We start from the raw sequence: 14,380 nt of genomic DNA on the forward strand, positions 1-14,380 counted from the left end.
TTTCACCTAAGAATTCGTTATTGTTTCGTTGTTATTATTCGCTTTTGAGCGTCTCGTTTTTACATATTTTGAGTTCAACATAGCAACTAAAATACCTGCGGTAAACAACATGGTTAAGGTGTAAATAGCCGGCGTAAAAGACATCTTATAATTAGCGAGTAGCGTTAATGCCATAAACATCGATAAGGTACTATTTTGCAGCCCTACCTCAATGGTAATTGATGTTCTTTGAGCGAAGTTTAATCCAAACCATTTACTTGAGTAATAGCCAAGTAACATGGTCGAAATATTTAATATTACTGAAACAGGCCCGGCGGCAATAAGGGCTGGAATAACAATATCTTGTTGAATATAAGTCAAAAATATTATTAATAAGGTTAGAAATAATATCCCAAATCGTGACACATGAACTTGGGTGCTTTTCGCTATTTTAGGCGCAAATCGTCTAATTAACATACCAATAGCGATAGGAACTATGGTTAACTTCATTAGGCTTATCATGGTTGGAATTATCGGCAACTGAAATTCACTGCCTTGTCCCATAAAGTGAACCAAGGAGTAATTAAGCACAATCGGTATGCTAAATACTGTGATTAAACTGGCCACAGCGGTCATGGTGACCGAAAGCGCAACATCCGCTTTTGCCAAATGAGAAAACATGTTGGACGTCGTGCCGCCAGGGCACAGTACCAACAACATCACCCCGACAGCATATTCAGGTTCTAATGGCATTATATTGGCCAATACAAACCCAATAATGGGCAATAGCAATAATTGATTGGTTAAGCCAATCGCAACGGCTTTTGGGTATTTTACAATGCGCTTAAAATCATCAACGACTAGCGATAACCCCATGCCCATCATAATTAAAAAGATGCACACCGGGATGACTTGTGTATTTACAAATGTCACTAATTCAATATTATCCATAATAACCTCATGTAGAGAAGACCGTTTATTGGGTCAATAAAGTCCATTTTTAGTCCATTGCGGATCAAGTGGCTGTTTATCTTTTGGAGGAAAATTCATCTCCAAGGGTCAGTAGAGCCTACTTATTCAACGAGATGATTTGGCCCACTGACGCGTCAGCAGTCCCCGCCAATACATCTTGGTAAATCTCTTTAAGGTGGTCAATATCATGGGTATGGGCAATAGTGATGCTTGAACGACAAAACTCGATATAGTGGAGTAATGACACGCTCATTTGCTTCATTGTTTCGCCTGCGCCCCAATCTAGACTGCGTTTTTTCAATTGTGTCGGGGCAAAAAAGAACGTCGGGGTTGCACCGGGTAAGTTGTTGATACTCATGGTGTCATTAACATCAATATCGCCATGTTGCGTCGCGCCAATTCGGCAGGAGTAACACAGTTGCTTGGCAAAATGATGATGAATACTTGATAAGGTTGTTTTACCTCCAGCCATATCAACCAAAATCGAACTAACATTGGGGTCTAGGGTGGTTATTTCCTCGTAACTAATCACCTTGGTATAACAGCCTAAGGACTCGACGAAGTGTCGGTTAGCGGTTGACGTAATACCAATGGCAGGACGCTCACCTCGTTGCTTAATCGTAAAGGCTAGGGCGATACTGGTTTTACTTGAGGCGCTGGTGATCAGGTATTGCTGAGTCCCAAAGTATTGATTATCAAACATGAAGTCGTCAACCAGCCAAGAGGTAGTGAATAACCCCCGCAACAAGATGTCATAGTCTTCATTTTTTTGTTGGTAAAAGGGATTTTCACTAACGCGATCAAATCTGCAATAAACAGGTGATAAACCTTCACGGCAAGGGCTGACATCTGAAAACCCTGCTTTAGAGATGTTACCGGCCGTTATTTTTAGGTGGGTAGCCATAGGCATAAAGCCCCACACTCTTTCTCCTACTTTTATATGCTCGTTATTTGACGATACTACATCGGCATATCCCATAACCGGTAGTCGTCCCCATTGATGTGGATCATTGTCAGAAGGGAAGAATAGCCAATAGCCAAGTGACTCTCCGGTGATGCCATAGCTGATATTATTTGCCGTTAGGGCAAACTTATCGACGCGAAGTAATACTTCATTTTCTGCCAGTGGATGCTCTATGTTGAGTGCCACAACCCGAGTTTTGTGTAAATCATTTTTAGCGACTTCAAATACAAGTGCTTGGTTGAGCGGAGCCTGAGATGTCGTCATAAAGAACCTTTTTAGTTATTGTTTTTGATTGATTACTGATTAATGTTTCTTTATTGGATACAGAACATTGTTTGTTGTTTGTTGTTTGTTGTTTGTTGTTTATTGATTACTGAGCAGTGGTCGATTAATAAATGCGTCGATGGCGCTATTCACTTCATCGGGTCGTTCATGTTGTAGCCAGTGGCTAGTGTTTGGGAAACGGATCAGGCTGCAATTGGGCACGTAATGGGTAATGTTATCGAGGTTCTCATTGACGAACGCTAGGTCTTGTTCGCCCCATAACACCAGTGTGGGGTGAATAATTCGAATGTTGGGTATTTTTATGTCGGAGGTATTCTTTACCTGATTCGATTTGACTAAGTATTTATCATCGAACGCTTGTGGGCTGCCATTGTCTGAATGACTAGACGCTAATTGCGGCATGGCACGATAGTATTGCAACATGCCATTTATGGCACCTTGTTGACGCCACACTTGACGATATTGTGCTCGTCGTTCTTCGGTAAATACATCGGCTTGTGAACTGACCATGATCTTCTCAATCAGGTAGCGATAGTCATTGTTTGATAACAGTGATTCTCCAGAAACACTAATTAACTGATGAATATAAGCACTTTTTTGACGTTGAATAGGGTTATTAATCATCTCCCGTGTAAAGGTACTTGGATGCGCCGCATTGAGAATAATCAGTTTGCTGATTAACTGCGGATGAAAAGCCGCTAATGGCCAAGCGATAGCGCCGCCCCAATCATGGGCAACGAGGATGACGGATTGGCAAGGGCTAATAGCAGCAATAAATTTAGCCATAAACGCAATCAAATTGGGCACAGCATAAAAGCTAAGCTCAGTCGGTTTATCACTTAAGTTATATCCGGGTAAGTCAGGCGCAACAACACGATAATGGGTTGAGAAATAGTCTAATTGCTTATGCCATGCGCCCCAATACTCAGGGAAACCATGTAGGAAAACGATGGTCGATAGTGATTTTTCATCTGATTTATAAGCAGATTCAACATAATGAATTTTGACGTCATCCACTAAGGTATATTTATGCGCTAGTGCCATATTCAATCTTATTATTTTATGTTTCTAGTGATCGATTAATCAAAAAATGCTACGGCATTATCTATCGGTTCACGATCGGTTTTGGTGCTATTTACTGCCTCGTTTTCATCGGCATAACCAAACGACATACCAAATAAAATTCCGCGATCATCTGGCAGGTTTAATATTTGTCTTACTGGATCGGGGAATTGCCCAAGTGCGCCTTGCATGCAATTTGAAAGTCCATGTTCTGCCATGAGTAGTGACAGTGTTTGGGCATAAATGCCTAAATCGACTGCGCCCATAATGTCTAGGTATTTATCCATAGTGAAAAATACCGCATGTGGCGCATCAAAAAATTGCCAGTTACGTATCATCGCCATTTGTCGGGCTTTTTTGTCTTCTCGTGCCACGCCTATTGCGCTGTATAACGCATTAGCTGAGCCAAATTGGCGCTCACGATGAACGCCTTGATATTGAGGTAACCAATTGAAATCTGGATTTGGTGATGCGCCACTCATGAGGGTTTCCATGAACTGTAGTTTCAATTTATCTTTGGTTGCCCCAGACACCACACAAGTTTGCCAAGGTTGTACATTGCAATTTGAAGGGGAGAGTTGTGCACTGGAGAAAATGTGCTTTAAGGTTTCGTTTGGTACGGGTTTATCAAGAAATGCTCGCACTGAAGCACGGTTTTGTAATATTGATTCTATAGTCATATTGGAAACTCTTATTATGTGAATTCGGCTCTGAGATTAAATTTATATCTTCAATCGCAATATAAATCAGTTATTGCTTGTAAACGCTGCTAAAAATAACGTTTGTAGCGACAACCTTTAGCGACAGTCTGTAGTGAAAATAAGGGTTAGTTACCGTCACTACAAACTCTTTAGTTAGTTAAAACTGGTACGAAATGTTTGCACCAAATGTACGCGGTTGGTTCGGATAACCATTGAAACTACCTGCTTGGATCGGTGGTGGGAAAGCCGACAGTAGGTACTCATCATTGGTTAAGTTACGTACCCAAAGCTGTAGATTGACCCCATTATCAAATGCTAATCCTGCACTCGCATTGAAGCTATTCACTTCACGCGTTAATGACTCTGGGGTGTTTTCGGCTAATTTGACATCACTTTCGTAAATATAATCGGTACGAACATAGCCATCGGCACTGGTAAACACTTCAAAGTTATAAACAATACCGGCAGTGATACTCACTTCATGAATACCTGCCGGTTTCTCACCCGATAAATCGACAGGACCATCAAGGCCAGATGCCCCTTCAAATGAATCATAAACAGGATCAAGGAAGGTACCGGCTAAGGTAAACGACCAATCTTGAGTTAAATTGTAGATAGAGTCGAACTCAAGACCTTGGGTACTTTGTTGACCGGCATTGGCCAGTACATAACCGGTGCCAATGAAGATAGATGATTGAAACCCTTCAATAGTTTGATCAAACAAGGTGGCGCTAAATGATCCATTTTCAAATTGGGTTTTAATACCAATTTCATACACCATCGCTTCTTCGGGTGATGCATAGCGTCCACCATAAACCTGATTTGGCAATGCTAAGCCCGCACTTTCTAATGCCTCTTTATCCGAGGCAAAAGGGCTTGAATAACGCGATAAATTCCAAGATGTTGCTTTAAACCCCGTTGCGGCTGTGGCAAATACATTGATATTGTCATTAATTTCATAGGCTAAGCGCAGTGACCAGGTTGTTTTGCTATCATCTGATTCATGGTTCTCTACCGCATTAGGCAACCCCAGCATTGGCGGTAAAAACTGCAAGCTCTTGATAACAGGTACTGCGGGGGCAAGCTGTGGAATGCTACCAATAGGCACGCCAAATAATGTGGGTACCGTGTCTAAATCAAGGGCAGAAAGCACATCGGTATGGTTTTGTGAAATGGTAACGTCTTTCTTATCGTTAGTATAACTGACGCCAAAAATCGCAGTGAAGTCGTCAGTAATATGATAATCAAAGCTAGCAAAAAGCGAGTAAGCATCATTTTGTTGATCAAATTCAGAACTTACTGCTGCATCATTGGAGAAAAAGGTACCTGGTTCAAGACCATAAACACCTTCTACACCCCCTAATAACCCGGGGGCGCCGCCCGCGGCCATAAGTACATCGAAGTAATTTCTAATATCATTTCCATAATACAAAGTATCACCCGTGATGACTTCTTCATTGAAAACATAGGCGCCAAACATCCATTCTAAATCACGTTCACCGGTAGACGTTAAGCGAAACTCTTGGGTTATGGTTTTAATATCTGTATAACCACCTTCATTTAAAATATCTAAAGAGGTGTAATCTACGTCATTGATAAAATCAGAATCATTTTTACGCAGCGCACTGATAGAAGTGAATGAGTATCCATCAAAATCAATGTCTATTTGCAAGGATACGCCGCCATCTTTAACATTATTATCTGGATCAGAGTTGAGTGCCGATTGATAAGAAAATGAATCATTTTCATCAATAACAATCCCACCTAAAGCACGAACCGCGGCAGTTGTAGGCCCGTTTATGGCGTCTTCTACAGAACAACACGCTTCTTGAATTTTGCTATAGTCGGCAATAAAGCGAAATTTAATGTCTTCGGTTGGTTGATACAGTGCTTGGCCTCGAACATTCCAACGGTCACGATCATTGACGTCATTTAATCCAACCACACTTTCGGTATAGCCATCTCGGGTGTTAACTCCGCCAGAAAAACTGAACGCTAAATTATCGGTTATGCCATTGGTGTAATAACCTTTTATCTCTTGTTGATTATAATTTCCAACACCGACTTCAATCTTACCTTCTTGCTCATATGAAGGCTCTCTCGTCGTGACACTGATAACCCCTGCGGAAGCATTTTTACCGAACAAGGTACTTTGTGGACCACTTAATACTTCAATTTGTTGCAGTCTTGGTAAATCACCTATCTGAGATGCCGCGCGGGAGCGATAAACTCCGTCGATAAATACGCCAACGGAAGGTTCAATACCGGTATTGTTGGTGCCATTACCAAAACCACGGATAGCAAAGTTAGTGTTAGTAGAACGTTGTAGCGGTGTCACACGTAAAGTAGGTACAAGAGTTTGTAAATCAGTGATATCCATTACTTTGGCTTGTTCTATCGCTTTACTACTCACCACAGTAATGGCCACAGGAGATTCCTGTAATCCTTTTGCGCGTTTAGACGCGGTTACAACGATTCTTTCAATACTGCCTTCATCTTTTTCGTTAGTTGATTTTTCTTCTTCAGCGTAGGCAGTTGAACCCAGCACGCCCATAACGGCAAATGCGAGTAAAGAATGTTTAAATATTTTTGAGTTATTATTATTCATTTATTTCCCCAGATAAATACTAATTGTTATCAAATAAGCTAGCCAATGCATTGATTTACATGAAATATGTATGATGCTTAAGCATTGTTATTGTTAACCTGTAAATTGACAGTTTTGTAAAATCAGCGTGATTCAATAACAGCAAGGGGGATCATCAGTATTTAATTTTCAATCTTGAAAATCTTTCCTGAAAATAAAAACGACCACTTATAGTGAACAATTAACCGCCAAATCATGCTAGGGGGTGTTTTAAAATTAAACCAATCAATTGTTTTAATAAGCAACTATTCATATAAAGAATAATGCAGTGATAATTACTGTTTTAGCGTCATAACCACATTCTCTTATTTATCTTTTTCGCATTAGGCTTGGCTAATGTAAAAGGTAAGCATCGACATCGGGTTAATAATGCTTTATAAATAACCATTCAAACGAGTGTATGATTCAAACGAATGTATACATATAATTATTATGCATTTGGATAATACTTTCAGTTCACATAACATTGTAGCTAGTAAATATTGTGTGTTTGAACAAATACAACAAATAGACTGTTAACCTTTTTTACTCTTAGAAATTTTTTGGAGAGCCACAATGCCTGATTACAAAGCCCCTATTCGTGATGTTAAATTTGTTATGCAAGAGCTACTAGAATGTGAGACCCACTATCAACATTTGGGTTACCAAGATGCCAGCCTTGATATGGTTGATGCGATAATCGCTGAAGCTGCAAAATTGACAGAACAGGTCGTTGCTCCTTTAAATCAAATCGGCGATCAACAAGGGTGTACGTGGAATGATGGTGTAGTGACGACCCCCGACGGATTTAAAGAAGCGTACGCTAAGTATGTTGAAGGTGGCTGGCCGACGTTATCTCAGTCTGAAGAATTTGGTGGTCAAGGCTTACCTCATTCATTAAATATTAGTATTGCTGAGCTATTTTCCAGTGCCAACCATAGTTTTGCCATGTACCCAGGACTAAGTCATGGCGCATTAGCGACAATTGAAGCTCACGGCACAGAATCGCAAAAACAACAATTTATGCCAAAGCTTGTTGAAGGCAAATGGACTGGAACAATGTGCTTAACTGAACCACATTGTGGTACAGATTTAGGCATGTTACGCACAAAAGCAGAACCCAATGACGATGGCAGCTATTCGTTAACGGGGACTAAAATCTTTATTTCAGCCGGTGAGCATGATCTGTCTGATAATATCGTTCATATCGTAATTGCCCGTGTACCAGGTGCGCCTGAAGGCAATAAAGGCATATCGTTATTTATCGTACCTAAATTCAATGTCAATGATGACGGCACTATTTCAGATAGAAATGGGGTAAGTTGTGGTTCAATTGAACACAAAATGGGTATCAATGGTAATGCCACCTGTGTGATTAATTTTGATGGCGCTAAAGGACATTTGATTGGTGAACCCAATCGTGGCCTTAAATGCATGTTCACCTTTATGAATGCCGCTCGGATCGGTGTTGCCAGTGAAGGCGTTGCCGCTGCTGAAGCATCATTTCAAGGTGCATTAGCTTACGCAAAAGACCGCCTACAGATGCGTTCTATCAGTGGCGTTAAAAACCCTAATGGTCCTGCTGATCCGATTATTGTTCACCCAGATGTGCGCAGAATGTTATTAACTCAGAAGTCTATCGCTGAAGGTGGACGTGCGTTAATTTCATATTTGGCCCAGCTGGTTGATATCGGTCATGCTGAAAAAGATGAAGCAGTAAAAGCCGATGCCGAAACAAAGCTCGCGCTATTAACACCGATTGCAAAAGCTTTTCTTTCAGAATTAGGCTTTGAGTGTACCAGCCACGGAGTGCAGATCCTTGGTGGCCATGGCTTTATCAAAGAGTGGGGCATGGAACAGTTAATGCGCGATACCAAAATTAGCTGTTTATATGAAGGCACAACCGGTATTCAAGCATTAGATTTACTGGCGCGTAAAATTATTGGTACCCAGGGCGAAGTGTTAAAGCCATTCTCTAAAGATGTCACTGTATTCTGCCAACAAAATATGGATAACCCTGCGATGGCAGAGTTTATTCAACCTATTATGGCTTATGCAAAAGAGTGGCATGAACTTACCGTCACCATTGGTGCTAAAGCGATGAAGAACCCTGATGAAATCGGTGGCGCTTCAGTTGATTATTTAATGTATGCGGGCTACGTTACGTTAGCGTTTTTCTGGGCCAAAATGGCAAAGGTTGCTCAAGATAAGCTTGCCGCCGGCACAACAGAAACGGCGTTTTATGAAGCGAAAATAAAAACTGCCCAGTTTTATATCCAACGTATGTTACCAAGAGCAAAAGGCCACGCAGCCTGTATTCAAAACGGTGTCGATTCAATGATGGCATTAAGCAGCGATGATTTTGCTTTTTAAATTAGTGCTAGATTTTAGGATTGAGTTTACATTAGCTTAGCCGTTGATAGCTTGCAAAAGCGACTAAGCCTTTTAAGTCGATGGGCTATAATCAGAGTCTAAAAGCCGTAACCTTATGCGTTGCGGCTTTTTTATTTGTAACGAGACAATAATACGATGCACATTAATGTGACAATTATCGCCGCAAACTACTGTTTAATATTCATTTATATCCTAATTCGAGGTTAGCAAACTGCTTGGTTGAGGGCGTGTCGCTTGGTCGTTAAATTCGGGTATACTGATTACTTCATCGTCATTTTATAGCCATTCTATAAAAATAAAAAAGGGATTAAGCCGATGCCAGGCAAAATATTCACTTCAGTGATTCCACTACTTGTTTTACTTCCGTTCACTTCATCAGCAAGTTCGTGGGTTGATATCAGTAATCAATACACTAATAAACAAATAAAAATTGTCAGTCAGTTTCAACCTGAATTAGCGAGCTCAATTGGAATAACTGCAGTCGATAGTCAATGCAGCAATATTACTAAGGCACAAAACGATAAGTTTATTCGTACCCTTGAAAGCAGCAAAAAAAGCTTGCAACAGGCACTTGAAACTGAAAAATTATTGCCAGTTCGTCAAGACCTTAACATTATTATTGGCAATATCGATCAGACCATAGCGACGGGTAAGTTAGACGACAAATACATGTTACCTTGGGTTGATGTCCCCTTGATTATATTTCGTGGCGTATCGGCATTATTAGATGAGCAAATGCCTGATATTCGAAAACAGGCCGCCATGTCGCGCCTTGCTTGTTATGTCGGTAAAAGCGGACAACCAGCACTCACAGAACAAGCCAAAACGTTATTTGAAACAGCCTTAACCAATAAAAGCTTAATGGGCCCCACTAAAGTGGAGGTTAACCAAGCGCTCGCAAGATTCGATACCTTAATAACAGGTTTACAGCAGTTATTTGATAAAAATAACTTCACCACAGCCAATGACAATATGGTGCTGTTAACACAACAAATTGAAGATTATCGTCAATGGGCTGAACAAACCGTTATTCCACATTCACGGGCCGACTTTCGATTACCCGCTGAAATTTATGCTTTAAAACTCAAAACCGTGGGCATAGACATCGAACCGCAGTTATTAATTGAGCAAGCAAAAACAAGTTACATGATAACCAAAGCCAATATGCAAGCACTTGCACCTTTGGTAGCTAAAAAGTTCGATTTGCCATCAGATGATTATCGCGATGTTATTAAAGCCCTTAAAAACCAGTCTTTGGCCAACGATAAAATTGAAGATTATTATCGTGACATTAATCAAAAACTCGAGCAGATGATCACTGAGCATCATGTGGTTGATTTACCTAAACGCGATATGCTTATGCGACTTGCCACCGAAGCAGAAGCCGCGGGTAGTCCAGCGCCTCATATGGTTCCACCACCATTCATTGGCAATACCGGTGAACAGGGTCAATTTATTCTTACCACGGGTAACCCTGCATTAAGCGGTGATGCGGCTTATGATGATTTTAATTTTAACGCGGTTGCTTATACATTAAGTGCCCATGAAGGCCGACCTGGTCATGAATTACAATTCTCGGTCATGTTAGAACAAGGCGTTTCACTAGCAAGAGTGTATTATGCATTTAACAGCGTTAATGTAGAGGGGTGGGCCCTTTATGCTGAAGCAGAAATGTTGCCGTATCTTCCCATTGAAGCACAGCTGATTGCACTTCAGCACCGATTACTACGTAACGCTCGCGCTATGTTAGATCCAATGCTGAACTTAGGCCTGACGACAAAAGAGCACGCCTATACACTATTGCGTAATGACGTTGTTTTTTCAGAAGCTGCGGTGAAACAAGAAGTTGATCGATACACCATGAGAATGCCTGGTCAGGCTGGTAGCTACTTTTATGGTTTATCAAGACTACTAGAGATTAGGGCCGGAGTAGAAATTGCCTTAGGAGATAAATTTGATCGTTTAGCGTTTAATAATTTCGTATTAAAACAAGGTTTGATCCCACCACAATTAATGGCAGAAGCCGTTAACAAACACTTTTTGGCGCAGTAAAAATTAACACTACAGCCTAACGGATCCCATTTAAATCTTCACAGGTTTGAATGGGATTGTTAATTTACCCTAGCATTCAGATAATATTCACTTTGTACGGTCCTGTATGTCATTGGTGCCTAAGAATAGCTTATGACTCAGGCATATATTTATTGGCCTACAAAATGCTAAAGCATATGAATTTGTAGAGCTTAATCAATTGGTGCCAAGGTTAACTTATTTGGTTTTGGAATAAATCAATTGTGACGATAGGGTCAATCCCCATTTAAACACCGCCAACGATAACGATCCCTATTGTGCTAAATAGCAGGTTGTTACAGCATAGAGAAAACACTTTTAATTCATTCGATTAAAACAGAGTATTCATCAAGTGTTGTATGACCTCTAGCGGACAGAAAGCACAACAAAGCTTCAGGGCTACGATTAAGTAAGCGCTCAATGGGGAAATCTACCGCTTCAATGACCGCTATCGCTTTTTCAAACTCGCCTAAGCTAAAAGCGACATGAGAATCAGATCCCATAACGAGAAGTCCTCCCGCTTTTTTTACAGCATTAGCAATATCAGTGCAGTTGCGTAAACTGCCTTTTCTAGAGGTTAAAAAAGAGGAATTATTTATCTCAAGCGCGACGTTATGTTCGGCTGCAGCAGCGGCGACGCTATTAATGTCGATTGGATAAGCGGGATTGCCTGGATGAGTAATAATATCGACATGACCACTTTCAATACTGTTGATGAGTGCTCTAGTGTGAGCGTCTTTAGTCGATGGGGGGAAAACCGGTTCATGTAAACCTGCCAGCACGATATCAAGCTCCTGCAAATAATGACCAAAAAAGTCAATTTCGCCATGCTCATTCTTTATATTCGCTTCAATGCCACGGAGCATGCCAATACCGTCAACAATTCTCGGTAACACTCGCATATTCACAAAGTGCCAAAAATGGGGTGCATCAGCCATATCTGGACCATGATCGGTAATGGCGAATAATTTGAGACCTTTCGCTTTTGCAACTGAAAAGTAATCATGCACTGAACTATAGGCGTGAGTTGAAGCTATGGTATGAGCGTGAACATCGACAAGGAATTTCATGACCAGTCTCGTTGTCTGAGTTAAAAACAGTAGACATCAAGTCTACTCTGTTAACAGGCCTTACTCTATGATCTCTCGAGTTTTGTTGTAACAAACTTCATGGCGTTAATTCGCTCTCTAGCTTTTCTGTGCGTTTTGTTTACGTTAAATGGTTGAAGCATGATTATCAAAATAAGTTCAAATAAAAGAACTACTTAGATTATGCTAATTTTAAGGCAGGGTAGCGGTGTTTTTCAAACTAGTGTTCAAACTTATCGCTTCATAAAGCATAAGGATGGTTGCCTAGTGTGCGCCAAGAAGTCGATCTTTTTAAAATTCAAAGTCATTTATTGGTAAGTTAACGTGCAAGTAATGCTTTACACGTTAGCTTATATACTACTTTTTAGCGTAAGGTAAACGCATCAGTTTATTGCTAGTGTGGTAACTATCAAGCCCTGTAATGGCAACAGTTTCTATGGCTTGCAAGTCTAAAAAGCCATCACTTTGCAGCGCGGCCTCATCTACATACACATCGATAATTTCACCAATTACCAGCTCTGTGCCATTAATGGCTAAGTGTTGATGTTCAATAAATTTAACCGAATATTTTAAGCGACTTTCTTTTACAAATGGGGCTGTAAAATTATTTAAGTACTCGGGTGTTAACCCTGTTGCATCAAACTCTGATTCGTCTTTATCGTAACGGGCGGATGTTTGATGAGCTTGCTTATAAATTGATTTATTGACTTGATTAATAGTATACATACCGGTTTGTATAATGTTTTCAAAGGTATGGCGAGGGACACTGTGAGGGCGTACGATCATACCGACCAGTGGCGGGTTTGCACCTAAGTGGATAACCGAGCTGACAATAGATAAATTGGTATGGCCTTGTAAGTCTCGTGTACCAATTAAATTAGCGCTTTTAAAACCCGAGAGGGAATTGATTAAATGTGTACGTGTATGTTTTTCAAGTGCGTCTATACGCTCTTTAGTAAAATGCATTAAAACTCCCTCCAACGAAACCGTTTATCCTTGCCAACCTAAATAGGCTATTTCACCTTTTTAGTGTTAAATAATGATAGATGTAAGCTTGCGCTACTGGCACCGAATAAAACCCTTTTGTCATTTTTGACCTTTCAGCGCTTGACGAAATTTGCAATTAAACTTCGCGAGTTTGATATTAGGGAGTCTCTACTTCGCAAATAGGACCTGTCCGCAGTCAGCTAAAAACCGATATGTGTTTTACGAGGAAGGATTGCAAATAGATCTATTAAATATTCAAAAGGTTAAGCGACTTTAGATTGAGCACAAGCAATTCGTTGCCCCCGAATATAACGATAAAATTTAAGCACCATAATCAGCTTCACGAACGGCGTTGCCTTACTAGGGCCTTTATTCGAAGCAGGGACAGCCTTCAGAAAAGGTCCAAATAGGCAATAGATAATAGGGAATAGGAAAACATGAGCGTCCTTGGTTTACTTGCCTTTGCGGCTCACTAGCAAATCCTTCGCCTGATTTATTTTTGCGGCCAGATAGTTGCTGCCACCGCGATCAGGATGGAGTTTTTGCATTAGTTTACGATACGCAGCGATAACGTCTTGCTCTGTTGCCGTTTGATCAAGACCCAGCACGGCATAAGCTTCACTTGCCGTCATCTCAGGGCTATCGCTTGGGCGAGCGTGTTGTTCACTCTCTTCAGAATAATGTCCGGCATTGGCAGCTTCGCGCCAGTCAGAACCATGCTGGCGATCAAGATAGGCAGCCAATACTTCGATCGAATCTGGATATTGTTTATCTGCTAGGCCATACAGAGAAATTAATTCTGACAGACTCAATTCAGACAGGTATTTTCCCTTACCATCAGTCGCCAGTAATTCACCGTCCAAATTGCCACTTTGGTGATCAAGGGTCATTTTGAGCAAGCTGGTTTCAACCGTAGAACGCTGCGATGTATCCGAGCTCTGTGTTGCTTTCACCTTCTGGTAAAGACCTTTCAAAAATGGGAAATAACGTAGCAGTGGAAACAAGCGTTTGGCAAATATCAGTAAACCTGTTCCCAATGCGGCCAAAATATAAAGCTTTCCCGTGACCGTTAGCAAGAGCAGTATCGTAATCAATGCGACCGCAGCCGCTTTCGCCGCGAATATCTTTCTTTGTTGCGGTTTCAGGGCTTGAATATATTGTACTGTGATATAGCCGATGATAATAACCGCTACTAAAACGGCAAGTCTGAACATAAAGTATTCACTTATTTGAGGTATCAGTTAAGTCGTAA

10 protein-coding genes are annotated in these 14,380 nt (G+C 40.8%); 2 read left to right on the forward strand and 8 right to left on the reverse strand.

Annotation, left to right across the window (positions count from 1 at the left end; genetic code table 11):
* Positions 1 to 6: 6 nt before the first annotated feature.
* The 5 genes from CXF80_RS03750 to CXF80_RS03770 all read right to left on the reverse strand — a co-directional run bounded on the left by CXF80_RS03750 (position 7) and on the right by CXF80_RS03770 (position 6,571).
* A complete protein-coding gene (locus CXF80_RS03750) occupies positions 7 to 930 on the reverse strand; it encodes a bile acid:sodium symporter family protein (protein ID WP_101031372.1) in 924 nt (307 codons plus the stop codon).
* Between the two features lie 118 nt (positions 931 to 1,048).
* Positions 1,049 to 2,179, reverse strand: coding sequence for a DUF2855 family protein (locus CXF80_RS03755; protein ID WP_101031374.1), 1,131 nt, complete (start codon positions 2,177 to 2,179; stop codon positions 1,049 to 1,051).
* A gap of 99 nt (positions 2,180 to 2,278) precedes the next feature.
* The gene (locus CXF80_RS03760; protein WP_101031376.1) at positions 2,279 to 3,244 is read right to left on the reverse strand and encodes an alpha/beta fold hydrolase; all 966 of its coding nucleotides are present in this window, start codon (positions 3,242 to 3,244) and stop codon (positions 2,279 to 2,281) included.
* A gap of 35 nt (positions 3,245 to 3,279) precedes the next feature.
* Positions 3,280 to 3,942, reverse strand: coding sequence for a nitroreductase (locus CXF80_RS03765; protein ID WP_101031378.1), 663 nt, complete (start codon positions 3,940 to 3,942; stop codon positions 3,280 to 3,282).
* Between the two features lie 178 nt (positions 3,943 to 4,120).
* The gene (locus CXF80_RS03770; protein ID WP_101031380.1) at positions 4,121 to 6,571 is read right to left on the reverse strand and encodes a TonB-dependent receptor; all 2,451 of its coding nucleotides are present in this window, start codon (positions 6,569 to 6,571) and stop codon (positions 4,121 to 4,123) included.
* Between the two features lie 594 nt (positions 6,572 to 7,165).
* Here CXF80_RS03770 and CXF80_RS03775 point away from each other — a divergent pair.
* Positions 7,166 to 8,962, forward strand: coding sequence for an acyl-CoA dehydrogenase C-terminal domain-containing protein (locus CXF80_RS03775; protein ID WP_101031382.1), 1,797 nt, complete (start codon positions 7,166 to 7,168; stop codon positions 8,960 to 8,962).
* 336 nt (positions 8,963 to 9,298) lie between these two features.
* Positions 9,299 to 11,035: a DUF885 domain-containing protein gene (locus tag CXF80_RS03780; protein ID WP_101031384.1), complete on the forward strand. Its 1,737-nt coding sequence runs from the start codon at positions 9,299 to 9,301 to the stop codon at positions 11,033 to 11,035.
* 341 nt (positions 11,036 to 11,376) lie between these two features.
* Here the strand turns inward: CXF80_RS03780 and CXF80_RS03785 are convergent, their stop codons facing one another.
* The 3 genes from CXF80_RS03785 to CXF80_RS03795 all read right to left on the reverse strand — a co-directional run bounded on the left by CXF80_RS03785 (position 11,377) and on the right by CXF80_RS03795 (position 14,342).
* Positions 11,377 to 12,123, reverse strand: coding sequence for a phosphatase (locus tag CXF80_RS03785; protein ID WP_101031386.1), 747 nt, complete (start codon positions 12,121 to 12,123; stop codon positions 11,377 to 11,379).
* Positions 12,124 to 12,498: 375 nt separating this feature from the next.
* Complete coding sequence (locus tag CXF80_RS03790) at positions 12,499 to 13,107, reverse strand: flavin reductase family protein (RefSeq protein WP_101031388.1); 609 nt, start codon at positions 13,105 to 13,107, stop codon at positions 12,499 to 12,501.
* A 473-nt stretch (positions 13,108 to 13,580) separates the two neighbouring features.
* Positions 13,581 to 14,342, reverse strand: coding sequence for a DnaJ domain-containing protein (locus CXF80_RS03795; protein WP_101031390.1), 762 nt, complete (start codon positions 14,340 to 14,342; stop codon positions 13,581 to 13,583).
* Positions 14,343 to 14,380: the final 38 nt, after the last annotated feature.

The organism is Shewanella sp. Actino-trap-3, from assembly GCF_002836275.1.
Classification (GTDB): domain Bacteria; phylum Pseudomonadota; class Gammaproteobacteria; order Enterobacterales; family Shewanellaceae; genus Shewanella; species Shewanella psychromarinicola.

Excerpts from the sequence above, each read along its gene's own strand:
- CXF80_RS03750 (WP_101031372.1), bottom strand. The coding sequence starts at position 930 with ATGGATAATATTGAATTAGTGACATTTGTAAATACACAAGTCATCCCG.
- CXF80_RS03755 (WP_101031374.1), bottom strand. The coding sequence starts at position 2,179 with ATGACGACATCTCAGGCTCCGCTCAACCAAGCACTTGTATTTGAAGTC.
- CXF80_RS03760 (WP_101031376.1), bottom strand. The coding sequence starts at position 3,244 with ATGGCACTAGCGCATAAATATACCTTAGTGGATGACGTCAAAATTCAT.
- CXF80_RS03765 (WP_101031378.1), bottom strand. The coding sequence starts at position 3,942 with ATGACTATAGAATCAATATTACAAAACCGTGCTTCAGTGCGAGCATTT.
- CXF80_RS03770 (WP_101031380.1), bottom strand. The coding sequence starts at position 6,571 with ATGAATAATAATAACTCAAAAATATTTAAACATTCTTTACTCGCATTT.
- CXF80_RS03775 (WP_101031382.1), top strand. The coding sequence starts at position 7,166 with ATGCCTGATTACAAAGCCCCTATTCGTGATGTTAAATTTGTTATGCAA.
- CXF80_RS03780 (WP_101031384.1), top strand. The coding sequence starts at position 9,299 with ATGCCAGGCAAAATATTCACTTCAGTGATTCCACTACTTGTTTTACTT.
- CXF80_RS03785 (WP_101031386.1), bottom strand. The coding sequence starts at position 12,123 with ATGAAATTCCTTGTCGATGTTCACGCTCATACCATAGCTTCAACTCAC.
- CXF80_RS03790 (WP_101031388.1), bottom strand. The coding sequence starts at position 13,107 with ATGCATTTTACTAAAGAGCGTATAGACGCACTTGAAAAACATACACGT.
- CXF80_RS03795 (WP_101031390.1), bottom strand. The coding sequence starts at position 14,342 with ATGTTCAGACTTGCCGTTTTAGTAGCGGTTATTATCATCGGCTATATC.